The following is a 15,967-nucleotide window of genomic DNA, read 5'->3' as shown; positions in this document are numbered from 1 at the left end:
GGGCTCCACTGCGCACCAGCCCGCGGGCTCGCCTCCGAGGTAGGCGACGAGGCCGCTGGTCCCCGTGGCGGCGGGATCCCCGCAGCCGGTCTGCGCGCGCAGGCGCCCGGCCAGTTCCTCGACCGGAACTGATTTCCAGTCCTTGTCCCGGATCTTGAACCATTGGCACATGCAACGGGACGCCTCGCCGCGCGTGCCCATGACGGCCTTAAGGTCCTCCCAGGACGCTTCATTCGCGGGCACAATGCGGATTTCATCCGCCGGCTCCTGTCCCATGCCTCGGCACCGCCTCTCCGAACCCGGCCGCTGCCTCGCGCCCGGTGGTCACGACCTTGCCAGCGCCGTCCCCGGACGTCAAGGGCAGGTTCGCCTTCCCCGGCTGGGTGGTCTTCAGTGGCGTTGGCGGCGGGCTGAGCCGGACGCGGACTGCGGCGCCTGCGCAGAGAATGACGGCGGCGCCTCCGATGATCGTGGTCCAGCCCAGGATTTCGCCCAGCAAGAGTCCCGCCCAGCAGATAGTCAGCACGGGCTGGATGAGCTGCACCTGGCTGACGCTGGCCATGGGACCAATGGCCAGGCCGCGGTACCACGCGAAAAATCCCAGGAACATGCTGACGACGCCAAGGTAGGCAAAGGCCGCCCACTGGACCGGCGTTGCGGAGGGAGGCTGCTGGGCCATGGAGGCCGCCGTCAGGAACACCATCAGGGGCGATACCAGCACCAACGCCCAGGACACGGTCTGCCAGGGGCCGAGCTCGCGGGCCAACAGGCCGCCCTCCGCATAGCCGATGGCCGCTGCCACCACTGCGCCAAGGAGCAGCAGGTCCGCCGAGTGCAGCTGTCCGAAGCCGTTGGATTGCATGGATGCGAACGCAATAGCCGCCAGCGCGCCCGCGCCGGTGATAAGCCAGAACGCTACAGGTGGACGCTCGCGCCCCCTCAGGACTGCGGCTGTCGCCGTCGCGGCCGGGAGCAGTGCGATGACCACCGCGCCGTGGCTGGCCGGCGTGGTGGTGAGCGCAAAGGACGTCAGGAAGGGAAAACCGATGACGACGCCGCCGGCCACCACCGCGAGCCGGGCCCACTGCCGGCCGCGGGGAAGGCGCTGGCGGGTGAGGGCGAGGGCGGAGGCGGCGAGGACCGCCGCCACCACCGCGCGGGCCGAGCCGATGAACAGCGGCGAAAGCCCTGCCACGGCCAGGCGTGTCAACGGCACGGTGAAGGAGAATGCCGCTACTCCGAGGAGGCCCCACCACAGTCCACTGCGGTGAAGGGACGGTAACACTGGGCGAATAAGCGTAGTAGCGCTACTATTGTCTCTCATGAACAACGATAGCAGTTCCCGTATTGTGACGCGACTGAAGGAGTGGATGTCCGGGGCTGCGCCCGGCGCCAAGTTACCGTCCACGCGGTCGTTGGTTGCTGAGTATCAGGCCAGCCCGGTCACGGTGCAGAAAGCCCTGCAGACCTTGGCCGGGCAGGGGCTGATCGAGAGCCGGCCCGGCGTCGGGACCTTCGTGCGGGCCGTCCGGACTGCGCGTCCCTCGGACTACGGCTGGCAGACGGCAGCCCTGCGGTCACCGCTGGCGCCGCTCCTGTCGGCCTCGGCGACCATGCGCGATGTCGCCAATGACGCCATCGCCTTCCATGCCGGCTACCCGGACCGGGAACTCCTGCCCGAGCGACTGGTGCGTGCCGCCCTCACCCGCGCAGCCCGGGGCGACGCTGCGGTGTCACGCCCACCGGCTGCCGGCCTGCCGGAACTGCAATCGTGGTTCGCCCACGAACTCGGCGCCTCGACGCCGGCCGGAACCACGCCGCCGAACCCGAGTGACGTCGTCGTACTGCCGGGAAGCCAGAGCGGGCTCAGTTCCATTTTCAGCGCACTCGCGGGCCGCGGGCAGCCGCTACTGATGGAATCGCCGACATACTGGGGAGCCATCCTGGCTGCGGCGCAGGCCGGGGTCCGCGTTGTCCCGGTGCCCAGCGGGCCGGACGGTCCGGACCCGGCGGAACTGGCCCGGGCCTTTGACGAAACCGGCGCCCGGCTGTTCTATGCCCAGCCGAACTACGCGAACCCCACCGGTGCGCAGTGGGCCGCAGGGCGGGGTGAAGAGGTCCTGGATGTGGTGCGCGCCAAGGGTGCGTTCCTGGTGGAGGACGACTGGGCGCACGACTTCGGCATTACCTCCAGTCCGGTGCCCGTCGCGGCCCGCGACGACTCCGGCCATGTGGTCTACCTTCGTTCCCTGACCAAGAGTGTGTCCCCGGCCATCCGTGTCGCCGCCGTCATCGCGCGCGGCCCGGCACGTGAGCGCATTCTCGCGGACCGGGCGGCCGAGTCCATGTACGTCAGCGGCCTGCTCCAGGCCGCAGCGCTCGACGTCGTGACGCAGCCTGGGTGGCAGACGCACCTGCGCAGCCTCCGCCACCAGCTGCAGTCGCGCCGTGACCTCCTGGTCACCAGCATGCGCGAGCACGCACCGCAGGCGCATATCGAGCTGGTCCCCAAGGGCGGCCTGAACCTCTGGGCCCGCCTTCCCGACGGGACCGACCTCGAGCGGCTGGCCCGCGACTGCGAAGCCGCCGGGGTGATCATCGCCGCCGGGCGGGAGTGGTTCCCCGCCGAGCCGGCGGGCCCGTTCATCAGGCTCAACTATGCGGGACCGAACCCGGGCGCCTTCCCGGAGGGCGCCCGCATCATCGGCCGGTCCATCGGACGCAACGGCCTCTAGGAAACAGGCGAAGAGAAGGGCTTTTTGCCCGACCTCAGGAGTCGCTCAGCGGCTTCCGGGCGAGCCAGGCGGCGACGATCGCACCGGAAATGTTGTGCCACAGCGAGAACACGGCGGAGGGCAGCGCAGCCAGCGGGCTGAAATGTGCCGTGGCAAGGGTCGCGGCCAGGCCCGAGTTCTGCATGCCCACCTCGAAGGCGAGAGCCCGGCGGGCCTTGTCATCCAGGCGTCCCAGCTTGCCGGCGAGGTACCCCAGCCCGAGTCCGAAGCCGTTGTGCAGCACCACGGCGAGGAACACGATGCCGCCGGCGGCCACGATCTTGCTGGCGCTGCCGGCCACGACCACCGCCACAATCAGGGAAATCACGACGGCGGAGGCCCACGGAAGTGCCGGAAGGGCCTTTGCGACGAGGTTCTTGAGGAAGAGCCGTGCGAGGAGCCCGCCGATGACCGGCAGGAGAACGGTCTTGACGATGTCCAGGACCATGGCCCCGGCGTCGATCGTCAGGAATGATCCTGCCAGGAAGAGCACCAGCACCGGCGTGACGATGGGGGCGATGAGCGTCGAGACGCTGGCCACGGCCACGGAGAGCGCGACATCGCCCTTGGCCAGGAAGGCCATGACGTTCGAGGCAGTCCCGGACGGTGCGCAGCCTACAAGGATGAGGCCCACAGCCAGTGCCGGCTCGAGCTGGAGGGCGTTCGCAATCAGCCAGCCCGCGCCCGGCATGATCACGTAGTGGGCCACGATGCCCAGCACCACGGCCCAGGGCCGTCTGGCCACCGCGGCGAAGTCCGGGGGTGTGAGGGTGAGCCCCATGCAGAACATGATGATGCCCAGCAGATACGGAACGCTCGGGCCGAGCGGCTTGAATGCGTCAGGGAGCAGAAAGCCAGCCACGCCGGCGGCGAGCACCAGCAGCGGGAAAACGGTCACGGCCACGCGGGCAATCTTGGCCTCGGCGGCGAGTGCCGGATTCAGGGGTGGTGCGGCGTCAGCGGCGGCCGGGGAGGTCTCGGGATTTGTTGTTGCCTCAAGCATCTAATCATGCTGGCACTTCAGCCCGCCGGGAAACCAATTCATGAACAGATGTCAGACAAATATGTCCGCGGCGGAGCGCTGACGCGCTTCTCGAATGAAGCTATCTGCTGTCTGCTTCGATGGGGATCCATAGCTGTCCGCTGCCTTTTGAACCGTCCGGTTCCGGTTGCACGCTCAGCAGTTGCGGCCCGGGCGCCCAACGGTACGGATTGGCGGGGAACCACTCGGCCGCTGCGTCAGCCCAAAGATGCTGCAGGGCCTCCGGGAACTTGCCTTCCGTCTCGAACACGACCCATAAGCCCGCCGGGATATCTGTGGAGTCGTATCCGTCCGGCGCTGGATGTGATGACGCCGCGGCCCGCCAGTAATCCAATTCGCTTCCTTCCGTTCCTGGTTCCTCGATGTTCTCCGTGACAGCCAGCAGTCCGAATGGCTCCGTGTCTGACAGCTCTGCCAGCCGCGGCCGCACTGTCGGGTCCAGGCTCCGCTCGAACTCCTCGATGTCCGGATTCGGGCCCTCGTAGACGAGTCGGACACGCGCCTTAAGCCCGATAAGGCGGAAGGCGTCCTTCTTCACTATGCGGTGCTGCATGTCAGCACTCCCTTCGATTCGAAGATGGAATCTCAATTGCGGTTGTGAGTGGAGCACGGCGCCCGGGCGTCGCGCCTGTGACGGAGTGAGGCCGTGCATGGCCTTGAAAGCCCGGGTGAACGCCTCGGCCGAGCTATACCCGTACCGGATCGCTACGTCCAGGACCGCCTGGCCGGCGACAATATCCGCTGTCGCTGCTGTCAGCCGCCGGCGCCTGATGTACTCAGACAGCGGCAAGCCCGCAAGCGAGGCAAACATCCGCCGAAAGTGGTACTCCGAGGTGAGTGCGACCTGTGCCAGACGTCCAACGTCGATCGGCGAGGCAAGGTCCGCCTCGATGAGTTCAATGGCCCGGTTCCATTCCTGCACGGCTACCTCCTTCCTTCTCTACGGTATGAAGACTCCGGACCGATTGACCCGACAATCCCTGCCCGAAAAGATCAGAGCCCGGACGCAGCCGTCTTGTTCGAAGGGTGGCTATTTCGCCGGGTCGTCTGCGCTGGCAGCAAGTTTCCGCAGTTCGTCGACATGTGCCTTGAAGGCTTTTTGCCCGGCCTTTGTCAGATGCACCCAGGTGCGCGTCCGGGTGTTGACGGTGCCCTTGCGGAGGCCGACGAAACCGGCTTGCTCGAGCACTTTTAGATGCTTGCTGAGCACGGAATCGCTGAGGACAAGGGCGTCACGGACCACGCCGAACTCCGCCTCCCCAGCTCCGGCCAGGAGCGCGCAGATGCGCAGGCGCGTCGGGACGTGAATGATCTCGTTAAAACCGTCGTCCACTAGTGCGCTGCTCCGATCCAGCGGGCCTGCCGTGCTTCCATCGCCGGCCCAAAGATCAACGTCAGGATGAACACCAGCAGTGCGGCACCATAAACCATCCAATCCGCGCGGACCACGGCGTGCAGGAGCAGGGCACCCGCCACTACTGCAGCAAAGAGGCCGAGGTAGATCAGTCCAAGGAGCCGGCTACCCCGATGAGTGTAGACGTCCAGGATCACCCGTGAACGCGCCGACTGAAGGAGCGGCAGCACGCAGAAGATGATCACAGACACGGCCAGGACGACCGTTGCCCAACCATGGGACTTTGATAGCACCAGCCCAATAATGAACAGCCCCATTCCGAGGCCCTGCGCCGGATAGAGCCACCACGGCGAACCGACAAAAGGTCCCAGGGCCCGCTGGGAATCGGATACTGCCGTCAATGCCTGCCGCGCTTCCTCGGGGGAGGGGCGTCTCTCGCTATCGCTTGTCATGCCCTCAAACCTAGACTTTCCGCTGTGGAAACACGAGACTTTCCGCTGGAGAAACACTAAACTTTCCAATTCGGAAAGATCTTGGGCTTGTTGGCGCCCAACCTTCCGGTTGGTTGGTAAAGTTGCACCATGACGACGAGAGACGCGATCCTCAGCGGCGCACTGGAACTCCTCAATTCCGGGGGGACGGTCTCCTTGGAGACGGCTGCCCGTCATGTGGGGTTGAGTAAGCCGGGCGTGATGCACCACTTCCGCACTAAGGAAGCGCTAATGCTCGCACTCGTGGACAGGGTGGCGGAGGGCTGGAACCAGGAGTTATCCCGGCGTCTCGGGAGCGCGGTGGAGGACGCGCCGGTGGCGCTGCGGTTGCGCACGTACTTGGAGTGGTGCCTGACCGGGGACTTCGACGAGGCGGACCTGGTGATGCTCTCCGACCCGCGGTTGCGGCGGCCCCTGCTGGCCCGGTGGGTGGAACGCATGGCGGTGTGGGTTGAAGTCCCGGAGGACCTGCCCCTGGAGCAGCGGGCCTCCCTGACCGCAGTGCGGCTCATCGCGGAAGGTGCCTGGTTCGCGGCCGCTACTGACGTCTTTCCTCCCGATCCCGAGCTCAGGGCTGGCATCCGGGCCATCACCCAACGACTGCTGAAGGACTGACCATGACGAAATGGCTATTGCTGGCTGGGGCGATCGCCAGTGAGGTGATCGCTTCGCTGTGCCTGAAAGCCGCACTGGAGAATCCCGTTCTCTTTGTCATCGTGGGCGCGGGGTATGTGGCCGCCTTCGGTTTGCTGGGCGCTGTTCTGCGCCAGGGCCTGGCCCTGGGTGTGGCCTACGGCATCTGGGCCGCTGCGGGTGTGGCCCTGACCGCCCTGCTCGCCGCCGTGCTTTTCGGTGAGCCCCTGACCCCGGTGATGCTCGCCGGCATCACATTGGTCATCGGCGGAGTGCTGTGCGTCGAACTGGGATCCCGCGGAGCACCAGTGAAAGAGGAGATCGCCCGATGATGTGGCTTTTTTTGACCGGAGCGATCCTTACCGAAGTCACAGCCACGTTGTCCCTTCGCCTCGTGTCGGAAGGGAAGAAGATCTGGTACGTGGCCGTGGGAACCGGCTACCTGCTGGCGTTCACCTTCCTGACCCTGACCCTGGCTCAGGGGATGAGCCTGGGAGTGGCCTACGGTATCTGGTCTGCCGCCGGCGTCGCCCTGACAGCCGTTGCCAGCAGGGTCCTCTTCAAAGAACCGCTCACGCTCGTCATGATCCTTGGCCTCGGCCTTATCATGGGCGGTGTGCTGCTCATCGAACTCGGCGCCGCCCACTAAACACCACCAGAAGCGAATATTCGCACGCCCGTGGCTGGTGAGCCGCCAGCCGGTGCGATACTGGTCAGCACAACGGGTGGGAATTCGGGGGTTGGGGAATGGTCCTGGACACGGCAACACTGCGGGTTGCCTTCGCGGTGCTGGCGTTCGCGTTGGGTCTCCTTTTCTACTTCTCCGCCTTCCGCAGCACCCGCTCCCCGTACAGCGCGTGGTGGTGCGTTGCCCTGCTCCTGTTTCTTTCCGGTTCCGCCTGTTTTCTCCTCAACGGCACGCCGCACCAGTGGTGGGCCAACACGCTGGGAAATATTCTGCTGGTTGCCGGGGCCGGGAGCGCCTGGGCCGGTGCCCGTTCGCTGCGGACGCCGCGGTATAACTTCTGGCCTCTCGGCACCATTCCTGCCGTGGCAGGCGTAGCTGCAGCACTCGACGATCCCGGCTCCAACGTGTGGGCCGGGGGCGCCGTTTTCCTGGCATCGATGTCACTGATGATTGGCCTCACGTCACGCGAACTGTGGCGGCTGGAGCCCGGGTACACGCGGGTCCGCATTCCGATGGCCACCGCGGCAGCCGGCGTTTCACTGTTTTACCTGCTCCGGTTGATCGTCTTTATCGCTGCAGGCCCGGACAGCCCAACGTTCGTGACCTACTTCGGTTCCGCCGTGACCACCCTGGTTACCATGGTGCTCCTGGCGGTCGTCTCCTTCAGCATGGCCGGGCTCAGCACGGAGCAGCACACCCGGGCGCTGACAACCGTCGCCAGCCAGGACGGGCTCACCGGCCTGCTCAACAGGTCCGCATTTATGGAAATGGCGTCCCAGCAGCTCCGCCGCGGCAGGGGCAACAAGAGTGGCGGAGCGCTGATCCTCGCGGACCTGGATCACTTCAAGGCCATCAATGACACCCACGGGCACGCCGCGGGCGACCTGGCGCTCCAGGCCTTCGCCGACGCCTGCCGCGCAACGGTGCGCTCCACGGACCTCGTAGGGAGGTACGGCGGCGAGGAGTTCATCGTGTTTGCTCCCGGCGCGAGCCCCTACTCCGCTGAAATCATCGTCAAAGAAATCAGCCGACGGCTCGCCGAGCGATCGATTCCCGGTGTGCCGAAAATGCCCACCGTCAGCTACGGCATATCTGTCGTGGACGCCGGGGTGCTCAGCCTGGACGAGCCGATTGCCGCCGCTGACGCCGCGCTCTACGAGGCCAAATCCCTCGGGCGGAACCGGGCGGTTTTGGGCTAGCCAGCAAGAAGCCGGTGCCCCGCTGCCCCCAAGGCAGCGGAACACCGGCTTCGGCGTTATCAGGCTTCTGCGCTATTAGGCGCCGGCACGCACGAACGTGACGGGGCCCGTGGCGGTCAGCCAAGACAGCGGGTGAACCACGGTCTCGTTGACGCCGTTCATGCCGCCGCTGAGTACCTTGCCGTTGCCCACGAAGATTCCAACGTGGCCGGACTGGACCACCATGTCACCGGGTTGGGGGGTGGACACGACTTTGCCGTAGTTCATGAACTGCATCGGGGCAAGGTCGCCCACACGGATGCCGGAGGCGCCGAGCGCCTTTTCCACCATCGCGGTGCAGTCCTGGGTGATGCCCACCTGGGCGTAGGCGGCCGAAACCATCGAGGCGTTGACGCCGCCGGCGGCCGCCGCGGGAGCCTTCGCGGGTGCCGGTGCGGACTGCACTGTGATCTTTGGGGCAGGCGCGGCCACGGGCGCCGGGGCCGCAACGGGAGCCTTGGCAGCCACAGGCGCGGCAGCGGCCCGCGGGGCCGCCGGTACAGCCGGCTTTTCGACGACGGGCGCCTCCACCACGGGGGCCGGGGTGGACTTCATAGCGGGACGCTCGAAGGCGATCTTGACGCTGGAGCTGGCGCTCAGGGGAGCCTGTACCTGGCTGGCGGCCTGGGGTGCTGATGCCGGGGCGGCGGCCTTCTGGGCCGGCGCGTTGGCGGCGTTCGCTGCCATGCTGCCGGTGAAGGCGAGTCCGGATGCCGCGAGGATCACGGCGGCCTGGCGTCCCAGTCCTCCGGCGTTGGCCGTGGCGGCACGCGACGCGGAAACGAACGGATTCGAACGGCCAGCCGCTGCGCGGCGGGCACGGGTAAAGCGTGACGACATGAAGGAGCCTCTCCCATGCCTGCGAGGTGAGCTGTCGGATTCGGATGGGAGACACCCGGCCGCGTGCCCTGACCGGAGTCAGGAACTTCGCGGCTTCACCCCAAGGCCCATTTGTGTGGGCCAAAAATTGGTTTCCCCGTCTCTGCCGTGCATGGTCTGTTATCGGATCCCGGGCCACGGCAGAGTTAGGCAATCAGCGCGGGAATGCCCTCCTCGGTGAGGAAGGCACGCTTTCCACGGTACGGGAGCCCGCCTCAAAAGTCACATTAAGGTAACGGAGGCGTGTCGCGGCGCACGGGACGGGATGTTTCTGCATGCCCCTGTCCGCCTTCTACTTCTTCGTCTGGCGGTACCGCTCGATTTGCTTTAGCCGCCGCAGGAGGCTGTCCCGCCGCGGGTGCGGAACGGCGTCGGGCTCCTCGGCGGTGAGGTCGATGTGCTTCGTCCCGTACTGCCAGAGGAGGAGGTCATCGAGCAGCCGGTCCGGGCCGGGGGAGTAGCGGTGGTCCAGGGCCTTGCGGACCTCGGTGATCCTGTTGGCGCTGAGCAGCCCGGCGAGCTGGACTGTCTGGTTCAGGCCGTGGGCCGCCATGAGTTCGGCTGCCCATCCCCAGTCGTCATCCACCTTGCGGTCCACGTGCGGAAGCAGCGTCCGCCAGACGTCGCGGATGCGGTTGGGGGTGAGCGGCGCAGCCCCTTCACCGTCCATATCCCAATAGCCGCGGACCTCCTCATAACGCTCGTGCAGGTCAGCGAAGGCGCTCTCCACGGTTTCCAGCATGGCGGCCGTGGCTGTGAACTGGCGGTCGAAATGCGGAGTCCAGGCCCGCGGATCCTCCGCCTTGAAGCGGATGTCGTGCTCGATCTCGCTCCATGCGTGCGCGAACACCGTGCGGATCTGGCATTCGAAAAAGTAGCTGCCGTTCGGCTGCGCCTCGGGGTTGAAGACCTGCTGGTACTCCTTGACCGCCTCGTTCTGGATGGTCCGCAGGATCAGGTGGCGGCTGGAGTAGCCGTACGTCCCGGACTCGATGGAGCCGATGTCCTTCTCACGGTCTCCGCGGCAGTCGAACAACTGGCGCTGCCGCTTGATGAGGTTGGCCACCACCGCATTTTCCGCGGGAAGCTTGGTGATGACGCGGACGCCCACCATGTCATTGAGCGTGCGGAACGGGTCGGGGAACTTCAGGACCCGGGGGCCACCCGGTTCCAGGGGTTCCTCGGTCCGGGAGATTTTCTCCCGGAAGGAGTCCACGGTCTTGGTGCGGCCGGTCACGAACAGCGGCGTGACCTCCGTGTCCTTGAGCATGGTCCGGAGGATCTGCAGGACTTCCCGGGTGACAAGCTTCAGGGCAGGCCGGACGCGCTCATAGAGTTCCACGTTTTCCTGCACGGAGTCGCGCTGACCGACGTCCAGGCGATCCCAGTTGCTTGCCATGGTTCCAAACTATCAAGGGCGTGTGACAGCCGCCGGTGCGACACCGCCCGGTGCCACCTCGTCTCCTCCCTTCCGCCCGGCGGGAGCAGCGTCCCTGTAGGCTCGGCATATGGCTGATGTGCGCCGTCGGACCCTGCTGTCCTCTGGACCGCTGGGCACCACGGCAGTGGTGATGCCGGAGGCGCTCGCTGCCTCCTGCCCACCCGGGACCTTAGGAGGATGCAGTGAAGCGGCAGAAGTACCAGTACGGTGACCACCCCAGCCAGTGGGGCGAGCTCTTCCTGCCGGAAACGCCGCCAGCATCCTCATCCCGGAACGGCAGGCGCCCGGCAACCCGGGGCGTGGTGGTGGTCATCCACGGCGGCTACTGGCGCTCGCAGTACGGAGCGGAGCTGGGCGAGCCGCTGGCGAAAGACCTCGCGGCCCACGGAATGGCGGCCTGGAACCTGGAATATCGCCGGGCAGGCAACGGCGGCGGTTGGCCGCACACCTTTGAGGACGTGTTGGCCGGGATCGACAGGCTCCGCGGAGTCGCTGAAGAGCACGGTCTGGACCTGGCCCGGGTGGTGGCGCTGGGACACTCCGCGGGCGGCCACCTCGCCGTCTGGGCAGCAGGACGGGACCGGCTGGCCGGGCTGGGAACCCCGGACGCTGACCGGCAGGTGGAACGGAACCTCAACGGCGAGGCCGTGCACCTGACGGGAGTAGTGAGCCAGTCCGGACTGCTCAACCTCGCCCAGGCAGACTGGCTGGACCTCAGCAACGGGGCCGTCAGCAACCTCATGGGCGGCTCGTCCGGGAAGTACCCCAAGCGCCACAAGTATGCGGACCCCATGAGCGCGGTTCCGCTGGATGTGCCGGTCTACGCCGTGCACGGACTCGAGGACAGCACCGTTCCGATGAGCCAGTCCGAGGCGTATGCCGCAGCGGCGCGGGCTGCCGGGGCGCCGGTCCAGATGGTCAAGGTTCCGGGCGACCACTTCGCGCTCATCGACCCGAAGGCCTCGTCCTACCGGAAGTGCCGCGAGCTCGTGCAGGAGCTGCTGGCGACCTAGGGGGCCGCCGGCGTGAGCGGCTGCGCCTCCACCCAGAACACGGGAACTCCATCGACGTCCGTTCGTTGCAATGTCATGGGGTCGATGGTAAATCCGCTGCGGGGAGCCGCCGGGCAGCGGCACACGATCCTGCCCAATGTGCTGCCGTGGGTCCCGCGGACCTCCGGAGGTAAGTACACTTACTATCAGTGCAGGTCCGGCTGATTGGCCGGCCAGTGGGTCGTTTTACGGCCCGTTCCGGTCTCCGGTTGCTACGGCCTCCGGCATGCGGGACTCTAGTAGCTGGGGGTTGGGGTAGTTTTGTATATTACGATCACCGGTTTCACTAGGAGAAATATATGGGTGAATCCAACAGGTGGTGGACAACATGATTTGGCTCCGTAAATTGGCGCGTGCCACGACAGTCCTGACCACCCCGTTGGCGCCGGAGGACATTCTCGCGCTTTTTAATCCCGTCTTTTCGGCCCGTCAGCTTCGCGGCGTGGTCACCAAGGTGGTCCCTGAAACGGCAGACTCCGCCACCATCCACTTCCGCCCGGGCCGCGGCTGGAAGGCCCACAAGGCCGGCCAGTGGGCACGGATCGGCGTGGAGCTCGACGGCGTGCGCCACTGGCGCTCGTATTCGCTCAGCGCTCCCGCCGGACAGGACCCTGCTATCACGGTCAGCGACGTCGGTGCTGTCTCGGGCGTCCTCGTCCGGGACACCAAGCCCGGCGACGTGCTGTTCCTGGCCCCGCCCCAGGGCGACTTCGTCTTGCCGGAGCATCCGCGGCCGCTGCTGATGCTCACCGCGGGAAGCGGCATCACGCCCGTGATGTCGATGATCCGCACCCTGGTGCCGCACCGCCCCGATGCCGACGTCGTGCTGATCCACTCAGCCCGCACGCCGCAGGACAGCATCTTCCATGAGGAGCTGTCCGAGCTGGCGGACCAGTTCCCGAACTTCCGCGTCATCCACTGGTACACCGGTGAACGCGGCCGGCTGGACTTCAGCTCGGCCGCCGGGCTGGGTGAGCTGTGTCCGGACTGGCGGCAGCGCGCCGCCTACGCCTGCGGCCCGGAGGGGTTCCTGGACGACGCCGAGGCCCTGTGGTCCAGTGAAGCCGCCGCCCATAAAAAAGCCGGCCCCTTCGCTGCCGACCCCATCAACCTGATCATCGAACGCTTCAACACCAGCCTCGTGGGCGGAGCAGGGCACGACGGCGGACTGGTCACCTTTGAAGCCTCCGACCGCGAGATCGAAGCGGACGGAAACACCCCTCTGCTGGATGTGGGCGAGGACGCCGGCATCCTGATGCCCAGCGGCTGCCGCATGGGCATCTGCCACAGCTGCCTGACGCCGCTGCGCGCCGGCCGCGTCCGTGACCTGCGCACCGGCGAGGTCCACGGCGAGCCGGGCCAACTAATCCAGACGTGTGTCTCGGCAGCCGCCGGGCCCGTTAACCTCGACATCTGAGGAGCAACACAGCATGACAGCAATATCTGACCGCAAAGCCGTGAAATCGACGTCGATCAGCGGACCGGCGGCAAAACCCCGTCCGGGTGCCCTTGCCACGTCTGGGAGCCCCCTGGTGCGCCCGCCGGCAGCCGCGCACCTCTCCGATGAGCAGGTGGCAGAGCTCGGCCGCGAACTGGACGCCATCAAGGACGACATCCTGGCCAAGCGCGGAGCGTCCGACGCCGCCTACATCCGGCGCGTCATCAAGGTCCAGCGAGGCCTGGAAATTTCCGGCCGCGCCGCGCTCCTGATGGGCCGCAACAAGGCCGCCTGGGTCACCGGCACCGCCCTGCTGAGCGCCGCCAAGATCCTCGAGAACATGGAGATCGGCCACAACATCCTGCACGGCCAGTGGGACTGGATGCGCGACCCGGACATCCACTCCACCACCTGGGAATGGGACTTCGTCACGCCGGCCCGCTCGTGGCAGCACACCCACAATGACCTCCACCACCGCTGGACCAACGTCGTCGGCAAGGACAACGACGTCGGATACAACCTGCTCCGCATGGACGGCGACCAGCCGTGGAAGCCGCACAACCTCGGCAACCCGCTCTACAACGCGATCCTGGCGCCCATCTTCGAGTGGGGCATCGCCATCTACGACCTCGAACTGACGGAGTACCAGGAGGGCAAGAAGAGCAAGGAGGCCCTGCAGAAGGACCTCAAGGCCCTGGGGATCAAGGCCATCAAGCAGTTCACCAAGGACTACGCCGCCACCCCGGCCGTGGCCATGCTCACCGGCTCCGGCAAGCAGGCGCTCTACGGAACCCTGACCGCCAACGCCGTGCGCAACGTCTGGGCCCACGCCGTTATTTTCTGCGGCCACTTCCCGGAAGGGGCCGACACCTTCACCGAGGAGATGGTCGAAGGCGAGACCCGCGGTGACTGGTACGTGCGCCAGATGATCGGCTCGGCCAACATCTCCGGCTCGAAGTTCATGCACCTCATGACCGGGAACCTGTCCCACCAGATCGAGCACCACCTCTTCCCGGACCTTCCCTCCAACCGGTACGCCGAGGTGGCGCCGAAGGTCCAGGAAATCTGCAAGCGCTACGGACTGCCGTACACCACCGGGCCGCTGCTCAAGCAGGTGGGCTCCTCCTGGGCGAAGGTGTTCAAGCTCGCGCTGCCCGGCAAGAAGTCCTAGCCGCCTCCGAACTGCCTTGGAGCAGCGTGCCTGAGCGCACGCTGCTCCAATTGCTGTCCGGGATGCGGGAGCGCCCGGCCGCGTTCTCTGGCAGAGTATGACCATGCTCACTGTTATTGGCGAGGGCCTCGTGGACGTGGTCCAGCGCTCCTCCGGAATCGAAGCCCACGTGGGCGGCAGCCCGCTCAACGTCGCCGTGGGGCTGGCCCGGCTGGGCCATCCCGTCCAGTTCATCGGCCGCTACGGCCGCGACGCCTACGGAGACTCAGTGGCGGCCCACCTGCGGGCCAGCTCCGTCATGCTCCCGCAGGCGCCCGACGGCCTGCCGACCAGCGTCGCCACCGCCCTGGTGGACGACGACGGCGCCGCCACCTACACGTTCGACCTCGCCTGGGAGCTCCCCGGACTCGCGGAACGGCTGCCGTTCATGACGCAGGGCACCACGCTGCTGCACACCGGTTCGATCGCCACGATGCTGGCGCCGGGCGCCGCCGACGTGCTGGCCGCCGTCGAACATTCCCACCCGTCGGCGACCATCAGCTTTGATCCGAACTGCCGGCCCACCATCATCAGCGACGTTGACTATGCCCGCCGCCAGGCGGAGAAGTTCGTGACCCTTTCGGACATCGTCAAGGCGTCCGATGAGGACCTTGCGTGGCTGTATCCGGGCGTCGACGTGCTCGATTCCGCGCGCCGTTGGCTGGCGCTGGGTGGTTCGCAGGGGCCTGCCATGGTGGTGGTCACACGCGGTGCCAACGGGCCCTGGGGCATTACGGCAGCCGGAGAGGCCGAGTTCGCCGCGCCCAAAGTGGAGGTGGCGGACACGGTCGGGGCCGGGGATTCCTTCATGGCGGCGCTGCTCTCCGGCGTGGTGGACCGCGGTCTTGACGGAGCACAGAACCGCCGGGCCCTGCGTGCGCTGCCTGCCGACGGCCTCGCCGCGCTCCTCGCCCACGCCACCCGCGCGGCCGCCGTCACGGTTTCCCGCGCCGGCGCCAACCCGCCCACCAGGGCCGAACTCAACCGCATCGAAGAAGCTGAAGAAGCAGCAGCAAAGGAAGCAGAAGTTCCCACCATCTGAAAGGCAGCCATGACACCCTCCGGTCCGTTTGCAGACCTGCCGGACGTTCCGTCGTTCGAGCTCACCAGCCGGTCCTTCCAGGACGGCCAGACCTTGCAGCCTCCGCAGCGCAGTGGCAGGCTCCACGCCGGCGGCGCTGACGCTTCCCCGCAACTGAGCTGGAGCGGCGCACCCGCAGGGACCGGAAGTTTTGCCGTCACCGTTTTCGACCCCGACGCACCCGGAGCCGGGGGGTTCTGGCACTGGGCGGTCCTCAACATCCCGGCGGACGTCACCTCGTTGGCCGAGGACGCGGGGGCCGAGTCCGGCGCCCAGCTCCCGGCCAGCGCAGTGCAGCTGAAGAACGACGCCGGCTTCCGCGGCTACGTGGGGGCCGCGCCGCCGCCCGGGCACGGACGGCACCGGTACGTCGTGACGGTCTACGCGCTGGACGTGGAGGAGCTTGATACGCGCGCGGGCGCGCGTCCGGCCAGCCTGGGCTCCGAGTTCTCGAAGCACCTGCTCGGCACGGCAACACTGACCGGAATCTACGAACGCAAGCGCTGACAACCGCTGTCCGATCCACGTTGCTCTCGCGACCCGAGGTGCGCGCCCCGGGGTTTACAGCGGGCCCGCCGTGTGGCGGTCTTCGGTCGTCCTCAGTTGGTTCCAGTCGGCTCTCGAATCCAGAAATGTCGTCACAACG

16 protein-coding genes, 2 pseudogenes and 1 riboswitch are annotated in these 15,967 nt (G+C 66.9%); of the genes and pseudogenes, 10 read left to right on the top strand and 8 right to left on the bottom strand.

The features are described from left to right. Both AC3A3W_RS07275 and AC3A3W_RS07270 read right to left on the bottom strand, forming a co-directional pair. Positions 1-276, bottom strand: a pseudogene (locus tag AC3A3W_RS07275) (GNAT family N-acetyltransferase); the annotation flags it as partial. 127 nt (positions 277-403) lie between these two features. Next, positions 404-1,324: pseudogene (locus AC3A3W_RS07270) on the bottom strand (DMT family transporter); the annotation flags it as partial. On the opposite strand from AC3A3W_RS07270, the gene AC3A3W_RS07265 reads away from it, so the two are divergent. Continuing rightward, positions 1,323-2,735 (top strand): aminotransferase-like domain-containing protein, encoded by a 1,413-nt coding sequence (locus AC3A3W_RS07265; protein ID WP_487441517.1) that lies wholly within the window; start codon positions 1,323-1,325, stop codon positions 2,733-2,735. The pseudogene AC3A3W_RS07270 and the gene AC3A3W_RS07265 overlap by 2 nt on opposite strands. A gap of 34 nt (positions 2,736-2,769) precedes the next feature. On the opposite strand, the gene AC3A3W_RS07260 is transcribed toward AC3A3W_RS07265, so the two are convergent. The 4 genes from AC3A3W_RS07260 to AC3A3W_RS07245 all read right to left on the bottom strand — a co-directional run bounded on the left by AC3A3W_RS07260 (position 2,770) and on the right by AC3A3W_RS07245 (position 5,622). Next, positions 2,770-3,777, bottom strand: coding sequence for a bile acid:sodium symporter family protein (locus AC3A3W_RS07260; RefSeq protein WP_487441516.1), 1,008 nt, complete (start codon positions 3,775-3,777; stop codon positions 2,770-2,772). 100 nt (positions 3,778-3,877) lie between these two features. Next, on the bottom strand, positions 3,878-4,738 hold the full coding sequence (locus AC3A3W_RS07255; RefSeq protein WP_487441514.1) for an AraC family transcriptional regulator: 861 nt from the start codon (positions 4,736-4,738) through the stop codon (positions 3,878-3,880). Positions 4,739-4,846: 108 nt separating this feature from the next. Continuing rightward, positions 4,847-5,149 carry a transcriptional regulator gene (locus AC3A3W_RS07250; RefSeq protein WP_487441513.1) on the bottom strand — a complete coding sequence of 101 codons (303 nt, stop codon included), beginning with the start codon at positions 5,147-5,149 and terminating at the stop codon, positions 4,847-4,849. Continuing rightward, positions 5,149-5,622: a hypothetical protein gene (locus AC3A3W_RS07245; RefSeq protein WP_487441511.1), complete on the bottom strand. Its 474-nt coding sequence runs from the start codon at positions 5,620-5,622 to the stop codon at positions 5,149-5,151. Before AC3A3W_RS07245 ends, AC3A3W_RS07250 begins: the two co-directional genes overlap by 1 nt. A 129-nt stretch (positions 5,623-5,751) precedes the next feature. On the opposite strand from AC3A3W_RS07245, the gene AC3A3W_RS07240 reads away from it, so the two are divergent. The 4 genes from AC3A3W_RS07240 to AC3A3W_RS07225 all read left to right on the top strand — a co-directional run bounded on the left by AC3A3W_RS07240 (position 5,752) and on the right by AC3A3W_RS07225 (position 8,181). Further along, entirely contained in the window at positions 5,752-6,276 is a 525-nt protein-coding gene (locus tag AC3A3W_RS07240) for a TetR/AcrR family transcriptional regulator (RefSeq protein WP_487441509.1), read from the top strand. Between the two features lie 2 nt (positions 6,277-6,278). Further along, positions 6,279-6,626: a DMT family transporter gene (locus AC3A3W_RS07235; RefSeq protein ID WP_487441508.1), complete on the top strand. Its 348-nt coding sequence runs from the start codon at positions 6,279-6,281 to the stop codon at positions 6,624-6,626. Then, the gene (locus tag AC3A3W_RS07230; protein ID WP_487441506.1) at positions 6,623-6,943 is read left to right on the top strand and encodes a DMT family transporter; all 321 of its coding nucleotides are present in this window, start codon (positions 6,623-6,625) and stop codon (positions 6,941-6,943) included. Before AC3A3W_RS07235 ends, AC3A3W_RS07230 begins: the two co-directional genes overlap by 4 nt. 98 nt (positions 6,944-7,041) lie before the next feature. Continuing rightward, a complete protein-coding gene (locus AC3A3W_RS07225; RefSeq protein ID WP_487441504.1) occupies positions 7,042-8,181 on the top strand; it encodes a GGDEF domain-containing protein in 1,140 nt (379 codons plus the stop codon). A gap of 75 nt (positions 8,182-8,256) precedes the next feature. Here AC3A3W_RS07225 and AC3A3W_RS07220 read toward each other — a convergent pair whose 3' ends face one another. Beyond that, positions 8,257-9,060: an NlpC/P60 family protein gene (locus tag AC3A3W_RS07220; protein ID WP_487441502.1), complete on the bottom strand. Its 804-nt coding sequence runs from the start codon at positions 9,058-9,060 to the stop codon at positions 8,257-8,259. Positions 9,061-9,068: 8 nt separating this feature from the next. Beyond that, positions 9,069-9,252: riboswitch (cyclic di-AMP (ydaO/yuaA leader) on the bottom strand. A 139-nt stretch (positions 9,253-9,391) separates the two neighbouring features. After that, positions 9,392-10,498: a GTP pyrophosphokinase gene (locus AC3A3W_RS07215; protein WP_309989142.1), complete on the bottom strand. Its 1,107-nt coding sequence runs from the start codon at positions 10,496-10,498 to the stop codon at positions 9,392-9,394. Positions 10,499-10,722: 224 nt separating this feature from the next. On the opposite strand from AC3A3W_RS07215, the gene AC3A3W_RS07210 reads away from it, so the two are divergent. From AC3A3W_RS07210 to AC3A3W_RS07190, 5 genes are all read left to right on the top strand, one after another. Continuing rightward, positions 10,723-11,553: an alpha/beta hydrolase gene (locus AC3A3W_RS07210; RefSeq protein WP_487441499.1), complete on the top strand. Its 831-nt coding sequence runs from the start codon at positions 10,723-10,725 to the stop codon at positions 11,551-11,553. Positions 11,554-11,920: 367 nt separating this feature from the next. Then, on the top strand, positions 11,921-13,009 hold the full coding sequence (locus tag AC3A3W_RS07205; protein WP_487441519.1) for a ferredoxin reductase: 1,089 nt from the start codon (positions 11,921-11,923) through the stop codon (positions 13,007-13,009). A 13-nt stretch (positions 13,010-13,022) separates the two neighbouring features. Beyond that, positions 13,023-14,201, top strand: coding sequence for a fatty acid desaturase family protein (locus AC3A3W_RS07200; protein ID WP_487441498.1), 1,179 nt, complete (start codon positions 13,023-13,025; stop codon positions 14,199-14,201). Between the two features lie 103 nt (positions 14,202-14,304). Next, a complete protein-coding gene (locus AC3A3W_RS07195; protein WP_487441496.1) occupies positions 14,305-15,282 on the top strand; it encodes a carbohydrate kinase family protein in 978 nt (325 codons plus the stop codon). Between the two features lie 9 nt (positions 15,283-15,291). After that, the gene (locus tag AC3A3W_RS07190; protein WP_487441494.1) at positions 15,292-15,828 is read left to right on the top strand and encodes a YbhB/YbcL family Raf kinase inhibitor-like protein; all 537 of its coding nucleotides are present in this window, start codon (positions 15,292-15,294) and stop codon (positions 15,826-15,828) included. Positions 15,829-15,967 lie beyond the last annotated feature (139 nt).

Source organism: Arthrobacter sp. Soil_N43 (genome assembly GCF_057655195.1).
The sequence above is the reverse complement of the archived record's forward strand: the minus strand, read 5'-3'. Positions and strand labels throughout refer to the sequence as shown.